Genomic DNA, 17,948 nt, shown 5'->3' with positions numbered 1-17,948 from the left:
ATGACTGCGGACTAGGAACTGGTTCAGTCGGCCCGGCTGAGGATGACGGCTGAGTACGGGGCCAAACCGATTGTCACTGAGGCCGGCATACCGTCCGCCCCGCTGGCGGTGGCTTCCACACGGGATGCACCGCTACCCTCGAAACTTTCGTGATAGACAGGCGCGTCACCGTCGAAAACGACGTCCCAAATCCCCTCGATCGGCACCCCGATGACGTAGGCCTCGTGACGTTGTTCGGCGAAATTGGCGACTACCAGGACATCGTCGTTGGGTCCGGACTGGTCCCATCGGTAGAAGCCGACCACCTTGTCCTGTTGGTTGACGTGATGGACTCGCACGTGTTGACCCGTGAGACCTCCCGACGTCCCGCCGAGGTTGCGACGCAATCCGATGAGGTCCCGATACATCCGCACGACACCTGACTCGGTGTCGAGTCGCTCCCAGTCGATCGGATGGTCGTCGCGGAACCACTGGTCTTCGAGGAGTTCCTGGCCCTGAAAAATCATAGGAATGCCCGGCACCGTGAAGACGAGCACTGCTCCGAGAGCCGCCCGCTTACGGGCGTGCCACCCATTGGCGTTGCCTGGCCAGATTTCTTCGGGAAGGCGGGCGCTTCCGTTGGCGACCTCGTCGTGCGACTCCGTATAGACGACCCGTCGGAACGCGTCTTCACCATACCGGTGGTCGATGGCGCGAGCGACCGATGACATGTCCCGGCCTTGATCTTCGCGAAGCGTCAATATCGAGCGAATCGGGTGCACAAAACGGTCGTCCCATTGCGCATCAAACCCGGCTCCCCCATTGGTAGTGGGTTCAGTAATGGCCGGGTCGCCGAGGAGGTCCTCTGCAATCGACACTTTCCATGGCTGCCTGGCGTTGATCTCATCGTTGATCCAGCGCATGAGGCTCCATCCGTCATCCAGGTTCGCTCCTGGATCAGAACCCCCCCATACGTTACGAATGTGGGCGGTGGCATCCCATCGAAGCCCATCGATTCGAAATTCTTCGAGCCACATCAGCGCGTTGTCGCGTAGATAGTCCCGCACTTCCGGTCTCGAGTAGTCGGGTCTGGTGTGTCCCCAAGGGGTCTGGCCGCGCCAGTCGTTGTAGAAGTAGATGCCGCCGCTGTCGTCGTTGTCCGTCCAACCGTCGAATTGCCACAGGTCCAGGTCGGACGGGCCGAAGTGGTTGTAGACGACGTCCATGAAGACGGCGATGCCGGCTTCGTGGGCAGACTGCACGAAATGCTTGAACGCAGTAGGACCTCCGTAGTTCGACTCGATGGCAAAGGGGTGGGCCGGGTTGTATCCCCAGGACCTTTCACCGGCAAACTCCATGGGTGGCATCAATTCGATGACATTGACTCCCAAACGCTTCAGGTGGCCGAGGCGTCCGATCGCCGACTCAAAATTCCCGGGAGAGTCGCCGGGTGGATCGGTGAAGGTGCCGAGGTGGAGTTCATAAATGACCATTTCGTTCCACGGTGGGGTTCGGTAGTCGTCGGGTATCAGCCAGGGGTCCGAATCGCGCGGGTAAATAACCCCGTTGCCGATGCTGCTCGTCACCTGTCGGGCGTACGGATCCATACGCAAGAGAACCTCGCCGGCTTTGATGGCGAACTTGTACTCGTTGCCGATACGTGCTCCTTCGACCCGGCCGGCCCAGTAGCCTCCCGGTTCGGGCTCCAACGCGTTGGCATCAAGTGACCAATCATTGAACGTTCCCGCTACGGCTACCGACTCGGCATGGGGAGCCCAGACGCGAAATGTGGTGCCCTCCCCGTCGGGGATCGCTCCCATACCCGACGCTTGCTCATGTGCCATTCGGCCAGGCTCCGTCTCTCCGGTTTGGTGGGGTCTGTGGTCTCTTCACTCTGTCATCCTGCCACCCGGCTGGCGCCTACGCACACGCCGAGAGCGAGCGCTGCAACGGGGCGGCTAGTCTATGACAATCCACTCGCGTGGCTTAACGAAGGATCTGTCTGAAAGATGACTGATCGAAAGAAGAGGCTCCGCCATGCGGGGCCTCTTCTGATTTCGTTGATATTGGTGTTGACGGATTTCAATCCGGCGGATCCAGCGCGGATCAGTCGACGTGCGCGAAGAATCGGGCAGGCACGCCCTCGGCTCCTTCGAATTTGAGGAACGCGCCGAAGAACTGAAAGCGGGCGCCGTCGGTAGGCAACTCTCCAAGGTTGCAAAGCGACTGCATGAGAATGGCTCCACCTTCCCCGACTTTGTGGTGAATGACAAAGTCCGCAGGCAAGTAGTTCGTCAACTTGGCGGCGCCTTCCGGGAAACAGTCAAACCCGATGGCGGTCGCTCCGGTGGCCACCAGCCAGTCGGCCGCCGCTGGACTGCACGAAGGGGAATCCACGTAGTACCGGGGAAATGAGCCCCATGCCTGGTCGGTCCAACCGGTTCGTACGAGGGCGATTTCTCCACGCTTCGGGGTGACGTTGCAGCCCTCCAGGTCGGCAGGTGTGATGACGTGGCCCGGTTCAAGGCTCCCGAGGTCGAGGACAACGGCCTCGCCGCACGTGCGTGACAAAGCGACTTGCTCAGCTGTCTCACCGTCCTCCTGGAAGTGCCGGGTGAAGTCGACGTGGGATCCGGCGTGAAGGGCCATCGCTACCTGGGTCACCTGCCAGTACCCCGGGCTTCGGTGAATCACGTTCACCTCAATAGGTTTGTTCACCGAAGGCGGGCTGTACGTGGTGGGACCGATGGTGACGGTCAGATCGATGACTCTCATGTTTCTAACGATACCCGGAGAGTAGGTATCGGTGGAACCGACCGTGCGTCTATTGGTCTGGCGACACGAACTCACTCGTGAGGTTTCTTCCGGTCGCATCACTGAACACATAGCCGAAGGTTGGCAGGAGGCCGGTGGTTGGATCAGATTCATATGGAAAACCAACTACAAAGTACGGTTGGGCAGGTAGGGAAAGTTCGAGATCGACGCCAGGGCCGGTCACTTCGACAGTGCTGGCCCCGGCCTGGTTCATGCCCCACACTTAGATAGTGGGTGCCTCGCCGACCGTGGGGTTGAACGCAGTAATGCCGGAGCTGTAGCCCGATCCGGCAAACCGAACGGAGGCGGGTCCCATGACCCACGTGTATCTCCCCGGCAGCACCTTCTTGTAGCCATAGAGACTCAACTGTTCGACGTCCGGATCTGGCGAGCGCACCATCACCAACGCGTAATCTTCGACATCGACGCGATTGACAACAGTGCTGCCAGGCGAATCGGCCAAGGCGTACGCGACGATGCCCCCGGCGCCCTCGCTCAGGGTCGCTCCGGCAATCGCCGACAGCATGAGTGCAGCTGCGATCGTACCGGTTACAACCACCGGAACCGCCGGCTGAAGTAGCGGCTCTGTGGTGGGTTCGGCGGCGAGACGGTCAAGTAGCCGGTGACCTGGTTGGGTCGTATCGGCCACCCGAACCAACGCTTTGTAGAGCAGGTACGCCAGCGCAACGCCCGTGGTATTGAGGATCACGTCATCGATATCGACCGCTCTGGCCCTTGTGAAAAGTTGGGTTACCTCGATTGATGTCGAAATGACGGCAACCCGCCACAGGAGCGGGAATGGACGTTGGAGCGTCTTGAAGAGCAGTGGCAGAAAGACGCCGAGGGGCGCCAGGAGCAATAGGTTTCCCCCGATGTTGTATGAAGCCAGACCTTTCGACGTTTCGCGAATCAACTGCAGGATGCTCGCGAAGGGCACGAGGTTGAACCTTCCGTACCAGGCATAGAAGATGATGGTCATCGGGAAAAAAGTGAAATACACCACGACCAGTGACCAAATGAATAGCCCCGCAATGACGAACTCACGAGCAGTGTCACCGCCTCGCCGGCGCCAGATCACCACACGCCACGGAATCCAGACGGCCGTGGCGAGAATGAGATAGCGGGTTGCCTCAAATAGAATTATCGATGGGCCTTTATAGGTCCGCTAACTAGCAGACCTATAAGAGTTCGGTGCTCTCAAGGACCTGTGCCTTGTAGAAGGTCTGGAGGTACTCGAGTGACTCGCTTTGGACCTGGTCGTATCGGTCGCCGACCATCGGCGCGAATACGCACGTTGCGTCCAAAACGACCGATACGGCGATGCCTCGGAGGAAGGCGTCGTACGTGGTGTGACGGCAGCAGCAATTTGTGTGTTGTCCAACAACTACGAATTTATCGATATTGTGAACCCGGCAAGTGGCGTCGAGGTCGGTCTGCGTGAAGGCCGAGTAGTACCTTTTCGGTACCACGATGTCGTCAGGACCCGGCGCCAGGCGGCTGACCACCTCAGCGCCGTTCGAGCCGGCGAGAGCGTGTTCTCCGAATACCTCGAATTCATAATCTCCCGCCACGTGAGCGTCGTTTGCGTACACGACAACCCAGTCATCACGTTTCCTGGCAGCGGCAGCCAACTGATCGATTGTGCCAATAATTGGTTCTGCGGCGGAGTTGGCGAGAGTTCCATCTACAAAATCGTTGAGCATGTCGAGGATGACAAGGGCTGTTGTCATGGGCGGTGCTTTCTTGAAGGGACGTACGGCCATCATATCGGTGTCTTGGAGTTTGCAGAGATTCCTCTTGCTGCTCTCAGCACTGCGGATTGTGCTTTTCCCAGCAGCCACGCCTTATTGGGAACTTCCCTTTTTGACTTCGCAATCGACGATCGTGGTCGCCGCCCATGATCCGGATATCGGTGATTCGCATCCCCACTTTGACGGTGGATGAGCTGCCCTTGACTTTGACATCCTTGACGATGGTCACAGTGCCCCCGCTCACGAGCAGGTTGCCGTTGGCATCCATGATTCGCCCTCCCGGAACCCACCTGGCGGTCTCATGCTTAACTGGTTCAAATCAAATCAGGTCAGCCGCGATTCAAGTCTGCCAGGGCGCTGAGCACGGCTGAGGGGAAACTTTCTTGACTGCCGTGGCCTGCATCGGCGAGGACGTGGAGGTCGCTCGTCGGCCAGGCTTGCGATAACCGCCAGGCCGTCTCTAGTGGGCTACTCACGTCGTAGCGGCCATGGATCAGAACTCCGGGGATTCCGTCGAGGGTGCCGGCATCGCGGAGAAGTTGGTCTTCTTCGAGGAAGGCCCCGTTGCGCCAGTAGTGAGTCACGAGACGGGCGAACAGGTAGCAGAAGGCGGGGTCATCGAACCGAGGGTTCGGCGCATGGTCCGGCCCCAGCGAAATGTGAGCATCTTCCCAGGCACACCACTCGGTGGCGGCGTCGTTACGGACCTGGGACTCGGCCGAGTTGAGCATCTCGGCGTAGGCGTCGATGAGCGGCAGAGAACGGTATGGGTCAGGGACCGCCGCTGTGAACCGTGCCCACTGTTCTGGAAAGAGTCGTCCAACCCCCTCGGTTAGCCAGGCTACTTCTCGACGGGAGGTCGTTGTGACCAGGCCCAGGACCAACGCAGAAACCCGCTCCGGGTGCGACTGTGCGTAGGCCAATGCCAGGGTGGTCCCCCAGGAGAACCCGAGGACGTGCCAGTGCTCGATGTCGAGGTGGACTCTGAGTAGTTCGATGTCGGCAATGAGGTGGTGAGTCGTGTTGGTATCCAGGTCAACCGAAGGGTCGCCCGCCAAGGGGCGGCTCCGGCCCGATCCCCGCTGGTCCAGAAGCACTGCCCGGTAGGTAGCCGGGTTGAAGAGTCGCCGTTGGCCTGGTGAACTGCCAGACCCGGGCCCACCATGCAGAAAGAGCACGGGTCTTCCGGTAGGGTTGCCGCAGGTTTCCCAATACATTCGCTGGCCATCTCCGACGTCGAGCATACCGCTGTCGTACGGTTCGATCGGTGGGAAGAATTCGGCCATTGGCTCAGTCTACGAGAGTCGGAAGGCGCTCTTCGCACCGGTCTTGCATGGTTTCAACCAGAGTTCACACGCTTCCCATAGCTGCTGGTGCTGGGTGACCGAATGGGGGCCGAGAACGATCCGGCGGGCCTCGTGAGCATCGCAATTTGGACCCGTCCGTCGTTGGGGCACTCTTCGCGAACCACCCAGACCCACTCCCCCATTCCCGTGTTGCCGTCGCGGATTGAATTGACGGTCCAGCGGAGATGCAACGAGGAGACCAGCCCTGTTGAAGTCCCGCCCGGTGGCCCGTTCGTCAGTCAGCCGTGGGACTTCAGTGCGGGTCCCCTGTCAGGCGAACTGGACGGAGCGTTTGGCAAAGCCGAACTGGTAGTCGTCGATGATCGTCGTCGGGGCGGCCTGCGGGTCCGAGGCCGCCCCGAGGGAGATGAACAACGGTGTGAAGTGTTCCGCGGTCGGATGGGCGAATGGCATCCCCGGAGCCTGATGGAAGTTTGCGAGCGTGTCGAAGTCACCCCGGGCCAACGCCTCGGCAACCCAGATGTCGAACTCTTTCGACCATCCGGGGATGGTGTTGTGTTCGAACATTTCGCGGGTGGCGAACTGCAATCCGTGGGTCATGAATCCCGATCCGATGATGAGGACGCCTTGTTCCCTGAGTGGCTGGAGGCGGCGGCCGAGGTCGAATAGCCGACCCGGATCGTGAGTAGGCATGCTGAGCTGAAGAACCGGAATATCGGCATACGGATACATGATTTTGAGTGGTACCCAGGCACCGTGATCGAGTCCTCGAGTGGTGTGCTCATGGACTGGCTCGGTGTCCGGCATGAGTGCAGCTACCAGGCCCGCCAGCTCAGAGGCATCAGGTGTGGCGTATCGCATCGCGAAGTATCGGGGCGCAAAACCCCCGAAGTCATACACGAGCGGGGTTCCGGCTGCGGAGGCGGAAAGACTGAGGGGGGCTGATTCCCAGTGGGCACTCACGATGAGGATGGCCGTGGGTTTCGGGAGTGACTGCGACCAGGTGAACAGTTGGTCGATCCAATGCGGATCGTCGAATACGGGTGGCGCACCGTGGCTCAGGTACAGAGACGGCAGCGGGCCAAACTCGGGAGTCCATACGGTCTGAGAGGCGCTTGCAGGCGCCTGTGATGCAAGAAACTGATCGAACGCTTCTCCGGGATGGGCGGGATTCATGATTGACACGGGATCTCCACTGGAGGTTGATCTCTGAATGTCAATATTCTACCACATTGCTTGAATCGTCAAGCATTTAGTGGAGGTGCCTGGATGAACTTTCGCCCTTTTGTGGTTATCGGCCGCAGGCAGCCTTTCGGCTCTAGTTCTCTACCGGTTGGATCGATATAATTCGCGCCAGACCTGGCCGCCAGAAGGGCCCGCCAGGACCACTCGAATGAGAGGTGCCGACATGCGTCGTTCGTCTACCGTGCTCGTGGCACTGTTCGCAGTCATCGCTCTACTCGCTCCTTCGGTTGGAGCCATCCCGCTCACACCCGCCGGTACGTTTTCCGATGACAACGGCAGTATTCACGAAGCCAACATTGAAGCAATTGCCGAGGCAGGAATCACCCTCGGCTGCAACCCACCTGCCAACGATCTGTATTGCCCCAACGCCCCGGTAACCAGGGAGCAAATGGCATCGTTCTTGGTCCGAGCTCGCATGCTCGAACCATCGTTGGATGACGCATTTACCGACGACACCGGTTCCATCCACGAAGCAAACATCAACGCCATCGCTGCGGCGGGCTACACCTTCGGCTGTAATCCTCCTCTCAACGATCGGTATTGCCCGACCGCCCCGGTAACCAGGGGGCAGATGGCTTCGTTCCTGGTGCGAGCCTTTGCCGTGACTCCATCGGCGGCTGATGCGTTTACCGATGACACGGGTTCCGTACATGAAGCGAATATCAACGCTATCGCGGCCGTCGGGATCACGGTCGGATGTAATCCGCCGGACAACGATCGGTTCTGCCCGACCGCACCCGTCACGAGGGCCCAGATGGCCACGTTCGTTGCTCGAGCGCTTGGACTCACCCCCCTGCCACCTCCCTCGGTTGCCGACGCCAACGTCGCTCGGATATTTTTCTTCTTGAATCAGCCAGATGGTGGACCATTTCTGGCCACCGCTTCCCGCTATCTGGCTCAGCCGGTTACCCCCGATACCGCGGTTGATCTGCTGTTGGAGGGACCGACCGATGGGGAGCTCGCCCAGATTCCTGCGTTCTCGTCGACCATTCCAGCGGGCGTCGTTCGAAACGACTCTGTGGTCGTCGTAGCTGGGACGGCGACGGTTGACCTGTCCGAGACCTTCGACGACGGTGGGGGAACTGCCAGCATGACGGGTCGGCTCGCCGAGCTGACTTTCACCCTGACCGCCTTCGACACGATCGATCGTGTCAAACTCGAATTGGACGGAGTGCCGGTCACGGTCTTTTCCTCCGAGGGCTTGATTATCCCCGACGGGGGGCTGGATCGGGCCTATTTCCTTCCGACGATGGCGGATCAGCTCGGTGCGGGAATCGTGGCGGAAGTGAGCCCGGAGACCCCCGCCTGGTTCGAGTTCGTCGAGAGTCCGATCGAGGTCCGAGGACTCAGTCGCACGTTCGAGGCGACCGTGGCCTGGGCGCTCTTTGACAACGACGGCCTGGAATTGGCATCAGGATTCGAAACGACCGGCGGGAGCGGGCCTGAATTTGGAGCGATGTCTATCGACATCTCGTATACGGTGCCGCGCCCTGAGCTGGGGACTCTTCAGGTGTGGTGGAACTCCCCGAAGGATGGTGCCCGCCTAGATGTGCGAGAAGTAGCCGTCTGGCTGATGCCATAACCGTGCCGACACAACCTCAACTTACCGGCGATCTACGCGCCCACGGTGATCGAGTGAACTAACGTGTGCACTGCTTCCATCTAGGAGATCAGTGCGTGCAATCGACCCCGGTGAAGGTCATTATCGGCGCCGTTTTGGGTGCCCTCATGGGACTCGGAATCGGTCTTGTTGCCATCGCTCTGGCCCCGAATAGTGGCTTCGGTGACCTGGCAGCTGCCGCGGTTACGACAGTATTTCTGATTCCTGCCGGAGTTGTCATCGGTGGCGTAGTGGCGTTTTGGCGCCAGCGTCGTCGCCGAGCCGGGTGACTCCGACGGTGTGCCGGTACCGAACGATCTAGGCTCGGTGCATGGGGGAACAGGCAATGGATGGTCGGATGGGGTTCGTTTCGGACCACATGCCCATTCTGAGGGCAATCGCACGTCGTTTCAGCGAGGAACGGCCGTTCGAGGGTCTGACCATTGCGGTTCGCATCCACGTCGAGCCGAAAACCGGGGTCCTGATACGGGCGCTGGTCGGTGGCGGTGCCCGGGTCGTAGCGATGGGCAACAAAGGCACGACGGACGATCTCCTCGCCGGGTACCTCCGGAACCTCGGAATCGAAGTGTTCGGGAGTCGAGCCGATGACGATGTGACGATCGCCTCCAACCTTCATCGTCTTGTGGCGGAGCGCCCTGACCTGGCGCTCGACAACGGGGCGGAAATGATCGAACTTCTTGTTGAGGACAATCAATCCCCGCTCGGGGCGACCGAAGAGACCACCTCTGGCGCGATCACATTGCGAGGGTCGCTCCGGGGTCGAGTGCCATTCCCGGTGCTTGTCATCAACGACAGTCCTCTGAAAGCGATCGTTGAGAACAAGCATGGGGTTGGCCAGTCCGTCGTGGAGTCGATCAGGTCGGCTACGAATCTTCTGCTGCATCGACGTCGGTTGGTCGTGCTTGGTTACGGCTGGTGCGGTCGAGGCATCGCCCAATATGGACGAGCCGCCGGTGCCGATATCGTTGTGATCGAGCCGGATTCCATCAAGGCGCTCGAAGCGGCGATCGATGGTTATGCGGTCTCAACCATGGAGGAGGAGGCGTCGCTTGGTGACCTTTTCGTGTCGGCAACAGGACACGCTCATGTCATTTCTGTTGAAGACATGGAACGGATGAAACCGAATGCGGTGCTCGCCAACGCCGGCCATTTCGACAACGAAATTGACGTCGAAGGACTTCGCAAGGTTGCTGTGCCAAGCGATCGGGGTGCCGACATAACCCGCTATCGGTTCGCATCGGGTGGGTCGATCGATGTGGTCGCCCAAGGGCGAATGGTGAATCTGGCGGTGACCGGTAGCCGGGGAAACTCGATCGAAATCATGGACCTCGGGTTCAGCCTGCAAGCGTTGTGCCTCGAACGTCTGGCGATCGACCCGGCGAGTTGTTCGGTCGGCGATCAGCCGGTGCCGGCCGACATTGACGACTGGGTAGCCAGGGCGATGGTCGCCGAACTCCGGTGATCGTTTCCGGGGGTGCAGGCATCCAGTATCCCCGCCGGTAGTGCGGATCTCCCCGGCTAGGCGAGACGACGGAAGTATCGATACCGAGCCCACGGCGGACCCGAATTAGGGATGCTGTTGGTCCTTGAGGATCTGCGCTGCCGCCAGTTTCCCTGGCGCCCCCATGACGCAGCCGCCGGGGTGAGTTCCAGAGCCGCATTGGTAATAGCCCTCGATCGGAGTCCGATATTGGTTCCAGCCGGGAGCAGGTCGGAAAAAGAACATCTGTGGGGCGAGGAACTCTCCTCCGAAAATGTTACCTTCCGATAGACCCACGACCCGTTCAATGTCAAGGGGTGTTACGACTTCGCGGTGGAGAACCAGGTCCCCAAATCCGGGAAAATGTGACTCGAGCACGGCCTGGACCGTATCCCCGAAAGTCTCGCGCTCGGTGTCCCAGTCACTCCCCTTCAGTTCGTACGGGGCATATTGGATGAATCCCGACATCACGTGTTTACCGGGCGGAGCCATGTCGGGATCGATCGTGGATTGGAAACAGGCATCGATGTACGGCTGCTTGGAGTACCAGCCGTACTTGGCGTCATCAAACGCCCGCTCGAGATAATCGATGGTTGGTCCGATATTGGTGAACCCGCGAAACTGGTCTCCGCGATTCCCGAGAGCCGGGTACCTTGGCAAACCATCGAGAGCGAAATTGACCTTTGCAGAGGTTCCCTGGAATCGGAAGCGGTTGATGTTTTCCACGAGATCTGACGGAAGCTCGCGTGGGTCCACCAACTCGAGGAACGTGCGCCGGGGGTCAAGGGCACTTACGACGATGTCTGCTTTGAACTCAGTCCCATCTTCGAGCGCCACGCCGCGGGCTCTGCCGTTACTGGTGATTACCGCGGCAACGGGCGATTCGAGACTGATCTCGCCACCGTATGACTCGAACGCCCTGGCGAGGACCTGGGTGAAGCCCCCGTTGCCACCTTTGTGGAACGCCCATGAAGACTGATCACCGTCGTGCTCTCCCATCTTGTGGTAGAGCAAAACGAGACCCGAACCCTGAGACATCGGACCGACTTTTGTCCCGATGATGCCCGAAGAGGCAAGCGTCGCTTTGAGTATTTCGCTGTCGAAATAGTCATCAAGAAAGTCGGCTGCGCTGCCTGTCAGCAGACGAACTGCATTGTGGAGAACCGCCGGGTCCAGATCGCGCATGTGTTGAGCGAGAGTTGCCATCCGGATGAGTTCTTCCGGATCCCGGCTGGTGATATCGGGCGGTATGTTATCGAGGAGCGGCTTGATCGCCCGGCATACCCGATTTACGTCATGCGAATACTGGTCGTACGCGTCTGCGTCGTGCTTGGAGTGTCGACGAATCTCGGCGATGTTGGCCTGGTGGTCCTGCCCCAACAGGAGATAGTTTCCGTCTTTCATGGGAGCGAACGTTGACTCCATGAGTAGCGGTTTGAAGCCGTGCTTGACGAGTTCGAGCTCCTGAATGATGTCGGGTCGCAGCAGGCTCAGCGCATAAGAAAACGTGGTGAACGAGAATCCGGGGTGTAGCTCCTCGGTGATCGCCGCCCCTCCGACCAGATGCCGTCGCTCGATGATGAGCGTCTTGAGTCCAGTCTTGGCGAGGTAGGCCCCATTCACCAATCCGTTGTGGCCCCCTCCGACGATAATGGCGTCATAGGTTCGATCCATTGCCATGCGCAGTCCTTATGCAGTCTTGTGGGGTGGGTTGTAGAAGGGCATCCGGGTTGTCTGGGCTTTGACCTGTTGCCACGTGTGGTTAATGGTGACTTCCATGTTGACTTGATTGCCGGGAACCGCCAGCTCCGGTTGAACCCGGGCGATGGCAATATGTCGCTGGACCATTGGCGAGTACATCAAGCTTGTTGCGTAGCCCACCGGCTGGTCTGTCGCGTCGTACAGGATTGACTCGGACTCATGGGGCAAGTGGTCTTTGGGCGGAACGAGACCGTTGCGGTCATACACGTCGAACCAGTCCCTCCAGTCGATCAGCAACCCGATCAAGTTCCAGCGAGATCCAGCGACCATCTCGCGCAGGATGGCCCGACGGCCGATGAACTGGCGGTCGCCATCGTCGATGTCGCGTACCATCCATCCAAGCCCCAATTCCATCGGCGTCGTTCGATCCGCATCGGTCCATGCATAGCGAGACGACGAGAAGTCCACGTCGATGAGGGCCAGCCCGGCTTCGATCCGAGCCATCAGGAGAGCAGTCGTTCCGAACGGGAGAATGCCATAGCCTTCGCCGGCCCGTGCAACCGCGTCCCAGACAGCGAGCCCATAATCGTTTTCCACCCAAATTTCGTAACCGAGATCACCGGTGAAACCTGTTCGCGAGATGACGACGGGCGCTTCACCAATCTTGGCTTCGGTCGCCTGGAAGTAGCCGAGCCCGGCTACTTCGGGAATCAGTTCAGTCAGGATCGTCTTCGAACGGGGACCCTGGACCGCCAGGGCAGCCATGTCGTCGGAAATATCGTCGATGGTCACCTGGAGTCGGCCGATTCGATCCTCGAAGTAGGCGAGGTTTGGCTCGGCGGTACTCAGCAGAAATTCCGTTTCCGATTGCCGAATGATCACGCCGTCTTCGATGATGAATCCGTTGTCGTCGCACCAGATGGTGTACTGGGCGTTGCCCGGCCGGCATTTACGGATGTTCCTGGTAAGTAGGCCTGCCAGAAATGTCTCCGCATCGCCGCCCTGAATCCGGTATTTGTAGAGCGGAGAGGTGTCGAACATGCCAACGCTATTGCGAATGGCGAAGTACTCGAACTTCTCCGAGAGTTGATACCGGTCCGCAGCAAGGTACCCGGCCCAATGAGACCACAGTTCGGTGGTGTTCAGTGCCCTCGTTCGGTCATGAAAGGCGGTGTAACGGACCATTGCCTCTCCTAGAACGAGCTACGAGATTGACGCGCTGAGCTGACCGACTGAACATGTTTGGTGAGGCTAGCTACCTGCCGATCGGCCTGCTCACACGGGCCGTTCATCGTCATCCCGAAGGGGACGTTTGAAGCGGCTACAGCATGGCGAAATGGCGTAAGGTGACCGGAATGAATCCAGCCCCGCTTCCCACAGAAACCATCGAGAAGCTCCTCCTGCGTGGCGGTCAAAGCCGGACGCTGCCAGCAGATGCCTATTCGTCCCATGGCTTATTCGCCTGGGAGCAGGAGGAGTTGTTCGAAGGCGGTTGGGTCTGTCTCGGCCGACTCGACGACCTGCTCTCCCCCGGCCAGCTACGAGCGATGGAACTAGGAGCAGAGACGATTCTGCTTTCCCGGCAGCCCGATGGACAAGTCGCCGCGTTCTCGAACGTGTGTCGGCATCGCGGTCATGAGTTGCTCGCCGTCGGTGAGCGGATCGATGCTCGCCAGATTCGATGCCCGTACCATTCATGGGCGTATCGGCTCGACGGAACCCTGCGCACTGCCCCCACTCTCACCCAGAGCCCTGGATTCGATCTTGCGGACTGGCCTCTTCAATCGGTCCGGGTCGGGGAATGGCTCGGCTGGTTGTTCGTCAATAGCTCGGGCGACGGCGACACGCTCGAAGCGACCCTTGGTTCGCTCGGGAAGGTCCTGGCATCTTACGAGCCCGTACGACTGGTCAGCGCCGTCAAACACGAATACGAAGTCGCGGCCAATTGGAAACTCATAGCCGAGAACTACCTTGAGTGTTATCACTGCACCACCATCCATCCGGCCCTCTGCGAGGTCAGCCCGCCAAGCAGTGGTCGTACGATTCCCTCTGACGGCATGTGGTGCGGCGGGACCATGGATCTCAAGCCCCAGGCCGAGACTATGTCCTTTAGTGGGGAGCGGCGACTGCCCCGGTTTCGAAATCTTGATCCTGGACTTGAACGCGAGGTTCTTTACCTGCTCGTCATGCCGAATCTGTTCATCAGCGCCCATCCGGACTACATCATGACCCACACGCTGACCCCGGCATCTACCGGGAAGACCCGTATCGTTTGCGAATGGCTTTTTGCTCCCGAAGTAGCCGGGCAGGATGACTTTGATCCCTCGTATGCCGTCGATTTCTGGGATCAAACCAATCAGGAAGATTGGGCGGCCTGCGAGGGGGTTCAGCGAGGGGCGTCAAACCGGGGTTTCCAGCCGGGTCCGCTCAGTTCTTGGGAGTCGTCGCTGGCGAAGTTCCACGCCATGATCGGTCGTGCCTATCTCGGCGAGGGATTCGTGCCGCCTCCCCTGATCGAATGGGACCCGTATATGGACGGGTTGGACGAAACGGTTCTATGAGTCCCACATTGGTCGGGATAGGACCGGGCGCCGGTCGAATGTTCAAACGGATAGTGGTCGCGTAGGATGTTGGCCGTAGTCAGGGGGTAGTGATCACAATGCCAGGTGCAGGTCGAAGTCGATGGCGCAGTTTTGTTTCGAGTGGATGGTGGCTACGGTGCCTGATCTCGTGATTCCCCCGGAGCTTCGGTTGACCCATCTCAAGCAGCTGGAAGCAGAGAGCATATACATCATTCGGGAAGTGGTTGCTCAGTTCGAAAAGCCGGTCATGCTTTACTCGATTGGGAAAGACTCCACGGTGTTGCTTCACCTGGCTCGAAAGGCGTTTCATCCTGCCAAGATTCCTTTCCCGCTGCTTCACATCGACACAACCTGGAAATTCAAAGAGATGATCGCCTTTCGAGACCGCATGGCAGCGGAACTCGGATTGGAACTCCTCGTGCACACCAACCAGGACGGGATTGTCAGGGGTATCAATCCGTTCGATCACGGCTCCAAGAATTACACCGATATTATGAAGACCCAGGCACTCAAGCAGGCGCTGACGGCCGGGCGTTATGACGCGGCCTTTGGCGGAGCCCGGCGCGATGAGGAGAAGTCGAGGGCCAAGGAGCGGGTGTTCAGCTTTCGTGACGAGCACCACCGGTGGGATCCGAAGAATCAGAGGCCGGAACTATGGAATCTGTACAACGGTCGGGTCAGCAAAGGCGAAAGTATCCGGGTCTTTCCCATCAGCAACTGGACCGAACTGGATGTCTGGCAGTACATCTACCTTGAGGAAATACCGATCGTCCCGCTCTATTTTTCGGCGGTCAGGCCCGTTGTAGAACGGGATGGAGTTCTCATTATGGTCGATGACGACCGGTTCCGATTCGACGAGGGCGAAACCCCACAAATGCGGTCGGTCCGCTTTCGTACCTTGGGGTGTTATCCCCTCTCTGGCGCCGTCGAATCCACGGCGCGCACGCTTCCCGAAATCATCCAGGAGATGCTTCTTGCTACCCGGTCCGAGCGGGAGGGGCGCGTCATCGACTACGACCAATCAGGTTCGATGGAGGAGAAGAAGCGGGAGGGCTACTTCTAATGAGCCACCAATCGGAACTCATTGCCACCGATATCGGGGCATATCTCGCCGAACACGAGAGAAAAGACCTTCTCAGATTTCTCACCTGCGGCAGTGTCGACGATGGAAAGTCGACGCTCATCGGGCGCTTGTTGCACGACTCGAAGATGATCTACGAGGATCAGTTGGCGACTCTTCAGGTCGACTCGACCACGATGGGGTCGGCCGGTGACCAAGTGGACCTGGCGCTTCTCATGGACGGACTTAAAGCCGAGCGCGAGCAGGGCATCACAATCGACGTCGCCTACCGCTATTTCTCGACGGCTCGTCGCAAGTTCATCATCGCAGACACGCCCGGCCACGAGCAGTACACCCGCAACATGGTTACCGGAGCCTCAACCTGTCAGCTGGCGATCATTTTGATCGATGCTCGTCGCGGAGTCCTGCCACAAACGAAGCGACACAGCTACATCGCCAGCCTGCTGGGGATTCGCAACGTGGTTGTGGCCATCAACAAGATGGACCTCGTCGACTGGTCGGAGAATCGGTTCGACGAGATCTGTCACGAATACCGGGAGTTCTCGAAAGGACTTGACCTAGGGAGTCCGTACTTTCTTCCGATGTCGGCCCTGCTCGGTGACAATGTGGTTGATCCGGGGACCGAGTTGGAATGGTTCAACGGTCCTCCTCTCATGGAGTATCTCGAGACCGTTGACGTAGCAACCGGGATCGACTTCGAGCACTTTCGGATGCCCATTCAACTCGTCGTCCGTCCCGATCTCGGGTTCCGCGGCTTTGCAGGCACCATTGCATCGGGCGTCATACGCCCCGGGGATGAAATCGTTTCGCTTCCTTCGGGTGTTCGATCGAGCATCGGTCGGATTGTCACGTTTGATGGTGATCTTGACGTAGCCGGACCAGGCAGAGCCGTGACTGTGACGCTCAACGACGAGATCGACGTCAGTCGCGGCGATCTTCTCGTCAAAGCCGGCGATCAGCCCCACAGAGCCCACGATGTCGATGCGATGATCGTGTGGATGGCCGACGTCGTAATGAAGCCCGGCCAACAGTATCTGCTGCATTCCACGAATGGCTTCAGTAATGCCACGATCACCGCGATCCGCCACCGGGTAGACATCAACACGCTTGAACACCAGCAAGCTTCAGTTCTGGGGCTCAACGACATAGCTCAATGCACGGTGCGATCGGACCGAGAGTTACTGTTCGACCCGTATGGCGAAAACCGTCACACGGGATCGTTCATCCTCGTGGACCGCCTTACCAACGCCACGGTGGCAGCGGGCATGATCGTCGGGGCCGCTTCGGCCTGGGATCGGGCCCCTGAGACGGGGCTGGTCCGGCACGCATCGGGAATCGACGACACCGAACGAGCGATCCGATATGGACAGCAGCCCTGCACCGTTTTGCTAACCGGCCTCACCGCGGCCGGTAAGTCGACCATCGCCACCGCTCTTGAGCGTGAATTGTTTGATCGTGGCAAGGTGTCGATTCGGCTCGACGGTGAAAACATCCGCATGGGGATTAGCCGTGACCTGGGGTTTAGCGCCGAGGACCGGTCGGAGAACTTGCGCCGGGTTTCTGAGGTTGCCCGGTTGGTGAACAATCAGGGGCTTGTTGCGGTGGCGGCTCTAGTCGCTCCCAACGCCGAAGTTCGAAGCCGGGCCAGGGAACTGATCGGAAACGATCGGTATGTCGAGGTGTTCCTGGATACCCCGATTGAAGTGTGTCGCCGAAGGGACCCGAACGGGCTCTATGATGCAGCCGATCGGGGTGAGATCGCTCAGTTTCCTGGCGTTTCGGCACCTTACGAGCGGCCAACTGACATGGACCTTCGGCTTGACACTTCGGTGCAGGGTGTACCTGAGTGTGTGAGCGAGATCCTTCGAGTATTGGGCGACCGGGGTTTTCTCCGTGGTTGATAGCCCGGTTTCCCAGAACATTGTGCGGAGCGAAAGCCAGGTGACCGCCGCTCAGCGGGCCGCCAACCTCGGCCATGAGGGATTTACCGTCTGGTTTACGGGGCTGTCCGGCTCCGGAAAATCGACGCTTGCCTTTGCGGTCGAACGGGCCCTGCTCGAACGTGGTGTAGCGGCCTATGTGCTCGACGGCGACAACATTCGTTTTGGACTCAACCGCGATCTCGGATTCGGCCCGGAGGATCGGACCGAGAATATTCGGCGGATTGGCGAGGTCTGTCGCCTATTCCAGGATGCCGGGATGGTCGTCTTGACCGCGTTCATTTCACCATACGCAGCCGATCGCGGTCGGGTGCGCGCTCTGCACCCGGACGGTCGCTTTATCGAAGTGTTCGTCGATACACCGCTTGAGCTTTGTGAACGACGCGACGTCAAAGGGCTGTATGCGAAGGCCCGGTCCGGCGAGATCCAGGAATTTAGTGGAATCTC

The 17,948-nt window shown here is 59.3% G+C and carries 17 protein-coding genes; 7 read left to right on the top strand and 10 right to left on the bottom strand.

The features are described 5' to 3' along the window. Positions 1-23: 23 nt before the first annotated feature. The 8 genes from JJE47_14490 to JJE47_14455 all read right to left on the bottom strand — a co-directional run bounded on the left by JJE47_14490 (position 24) and on the right by JJE47_14455 (position 7,027). A complete protein-coding gene (locus tag JJE47_14490) occupies positions 24-1,799 on the bottom strand; it encodes an alpha amylase C-terminal domain-containing protein (protein MBK5268632.1) in 1,776 nt (591 codons plus the stop codon). A gap of 286 nt (positions 1,800-2,085) precedes the next feature. Then, positions 2,086-2,754, bottom strand: a complete 669-nt coding sequence (locus tag JJE47_14485; GenBank protein MBK5268631.1) for a cyclase family protein — start codon at positions 2,752-2,754, stop codon at positions 2,086-2,088. Positions 2,755-2,803: 49 nt separating this feature from the next. Beyond that, positions 2,804-3,007 carry a hypothetical protein gene (locus JJE47_14480; protein MBK5268630.1) on the bottom strand — a complete coding sequence of 68 codons (204 nt, stop codon included), beginning with the start codon at positions 3,005-3,007 and terminating at the stop codon, positions 2,804-2,806. Between the two features lie 9 nt (positions 3,008-3,016). Continuing rightward, positions 3,017-3,871 (bottom strand): VanZ family protein, encoded by an 855-nt coding sequence (locus JJE47_14475; GenBank protein ID MBK5268629.1) that lies wholly within the window; start codon positions 3,869-3,871, stop codon positions 3,017-3,019. Positions 3,872-3,971: 100 nt separating this feature from the next. Further along, entirely contained in the window at positions 3,972-4,523 is a 552-nt protein-coding gene (locus JJE47_14470; GenBank protein ID MBK5268628.1) for a cysteine hydrolase, read from the bottom strand. Positions 4,524-4,599: 76 nt separating this feature from the next. Beyond that, entirely contained in the window at positions 4,600-4,812 is a 213-nt protein-coding gene (locus JJE47_14465; GenBank protein MBK5268627.1) for a PhnA domain-containing protein, read from the bottom strand. A gap of 61 nt (positions 4,813-4,873) precedes the next feature. Next, on the bottom strand, positions 4,874-5,830 hold the full coding sequence (gene pip / locus JJE47_14460; protein ID MBK5268626.1) for a prolyl aminopeptidase: 957 nt from the start codon (positions 5,828-5,830) through the stop codon (positions 4,874-4,876). Positions 5,831-6,160: 330 nt separating this feature from the next. Beyond that, the gene (locus tag JJE47_14455; protein MBK5268625.1) at positions 6,161-7,027 is read right to left on the bottom strand and encodes a dioxygenase; all 867 of its coding nucleotides are present in this window, start codon (positions 7,025-7,027) and stop codon (positions 6,161-6,163) included. Positions 7,028-7,259: 232 nt separating this feature from the next. On the opposite strand from JJE47_14455, the gene JJE47_14450 reads away from it, so the two are divergent. The 3 genes from JJE47_14450 to JJE47_14440 all read left to right on the top strand — a co-directional run bounded on the left by JJE47_14450 (position 7,260) and on the right by JJE47_14440 (position 10,179). After that, a complete protein-coding gene (locus JJE47_14450) occupies positions 7,260-8,678 on the top strand; it encodes a GerMN domain-containing protein (protein ID MBK5268624.1) in 1,419 nt (472 codons plus the stop codon). Positions 8,679-8,773: 95 nt separating this feature from the next. Further along, positions 8,774-8,986, top strand: a complete 213-nt coding sequence (locus tag JJE47_14445; protein MBK5268623.1) for a hypothetical protein — start codon at positions 8,774-8,776, stop codon at positions 8,984-8,986. A 41-nt stretch (positions 8,987-9,027) separates the two neighbouring features. Next, on the top strand, positions 9,028-10,179 hold the full coding sequence (locus JJE47_14440; GenBank protein MBK5268622.1) for an adenosylhomocysteinase: 1,152 nt from the start codon (positions 9,028-9,030) through the stop codon (positions 10,177-10,179). Positions 10,180-10,284: 105 nt separating this feature from the next. On the opposite strand, the gene JJE47_14435 is transcribed toward JJE47_14440, so the two are convergent. Next, positions 10,285-11,871 carry an NAD(P)/FAD-dependent oxidoreductase gene (locus JJE47_14435; GenBank protein MBK5268621.1) on the bottom strand — a complete coding sequence of 529 codons (1,587 nt, stop codon included), beginning with the start codon at positions 11,869-11,871 and terminating at the stop codon, positions 10,285-10,287. A gap of 15 nt (positions 11,872-11,886) precedes the next feature. Further along, the gene (locus tag JJE47_14430) at positions 11,887-13,083 is read right to left on the bottom strand and encodes an aminomethyltransferase family protein (protein MBK5268620.1); all 1,197 of its coding nucleotides are present in this window, start codon (positions 13,081-13,083) and stop codon (positions 11,887-11,889) included. 170 nt (positions 13,084-13,253) lie between these two features. On the opposite strand from JJE47_14430, the gene JJE47_14425 reads away from it, so the two are divergent. From JJE47_14425 to cysC, 4 genes are all read left to right on the top strand, one after another. After that, the gene (locus tag JJE47_14425; GenBank protein MBK5268619.1) at positions 13,254-14,459 is read left to right on the top strand and encodes an aromatic ring-hydroxylating dioxygenase subunit alpha; all 1,206 of its coding nucleotides are present in this window, start codon (positions 13,254-13,256) and stop codon (positions 14,457-14,459) included. A 145-nt stretch (positions 14,460-14,604) separates the two neighbouring features. After that, a complete protein-coding gene (cysD, locus tag JJE47_14420; protein ID MBK5268618.1) occupies positions 14,605-15,543 on the top strand; it encodes a sulfate adenylyltransferase subunit CysD in 939 nt (312 codons plus the stop codon). Beyond that, entirely contained in the window at positions 15,543-17,462 is a 1,920-nt protein-coding gene (gene cysN, locus JJE47_14415; GenBank protein ID MBK5268617.1) for a sulfate adenylyltransferase subunit CysN, read from the top strand. The genes cysD and cysN overlap by 1 nt, the downstream gene beginning before the upstream one ends. Positions 17,463-17,481: 19 nt before the next feature. Beyond that, the coding region (gene cysC / locus JJE47_14410; GenBank protein ID MBK5268616.1) for an adenylyl-sulfate kinase at positions 17,482-17,948 on the top strand (467 nt) is incomplete at its 3' end.

This window comes from Acidimicrobiia bacterium (assembly GCA_016650365.1).
Taxonomy (GTDB): Bacteria; Actinomycetota; Acidimicrobiia; order Spongiisociales; family JAENVV01; genus JAENVV01.
Note: the sequence above shows the minus strand (reverse complement) of the source record. Positions and strands in the feature narration are given on the sequence as shown.

Excerpts from the sequence above, each read along its gene's own strand:
- JJE47_14425 (MBK5268619.1), top strand. The coding sequence starts at position 13,254 with ATGAATCCAGCCCCGCTTCCCACAGAAACCATCGAGAAGCTCCTCCTG.
- JJE47_14435 (MBK5268621.1), bottom strand. The coding sequence starts at position 11,871 with ATGGATCGAACCTATGACGCCATTATCGTCGGAGGGGGCCACAACGGA.
- JJE47_14430 (MBK5268620.1), bottom strand. The coding sequence starts at position 13,083 with ATGGTCCGTTACACCGCCTTTCATGACCGAACGAGGGCACTGAACACC.
- cysD (MBK5268618.1), top strand. The coding sequence starts at position 14,605 with ATGGTGGCTACGGTGCCTGATCTCGTGATTCCCCCGGAGCTTCGGTTG.
- JJE47_14470 (MBK5268628.1), bottom strand. The coding sequence starts at position 4,523 with ATGACAACAGCCCTTGTCATCCTCGACATGCTCAACGATTTTGTAGAT.
- JJE47_14450 (MBK5268624.1), top strand. The coding sequence starts at position 7,260 with ATGCGTCGTTCGTCTACCGTGCTCGTGGCACTGTTCGCAGTCATCGCT.
- JJE47_14485 (MBK5268631.1), bottom strand. The coding sequence starts at position 2,754 with ATGAGAGTCATCGATCTGACCGTCACCATCGGTCCCACCACGTACAGC.
- JJE47_14440 (MBK5268622.1), top strand. The coding sequence starts at position 9,028 with ATGGGGGAACAGGCAATGGATGGTCGGATGGGGTTCGTTTCGGACCAC.
- JJE47_14480 (MBK5268630.1), bottom strand. The coding sequence starts at position 3,007 with ATGAACCAGGCCGGGGCCAGCACTGTCGAAGTGACCGGCCCTGGCGTC.
- pip (MBK5268626.1), bottom strand. The coding sequence starts at position 5,830 with ATGGCCGAATTCTTCCCACCGATCGAACCGTACGACAGCGGTATGCTC.
- JJE47_14455 (MBK5268625.1), bottom strand. The coding sequence starts at position 7,027 with ATGAATCCCGCCCATCCCGGAGAAGCGTTCGATCAGTTTCTTGCATCA.
- JJE47_14490 (MBK5268632.1), bottom strand. The coding sequence starts at position 1,799 with ATGGGAGCGATCCCCGACGGGGAGGGCACCACATTTCGCGTCTGGGCT.
- cysN (MBK5268617.1), top strand. The coding sequence starts at position 15,543 with ATGAGCCACCAATCGGAACTCATTGCCACCGATATCGGGGCATATCTC.
- JJE47_14465 (MBK5268627.1), bottom strand. The coding sequence starts at position 4,812 with ATGGATGCCAACGGCAACCTGCTCGTGAGCGGGGGCACTGTGACCATC.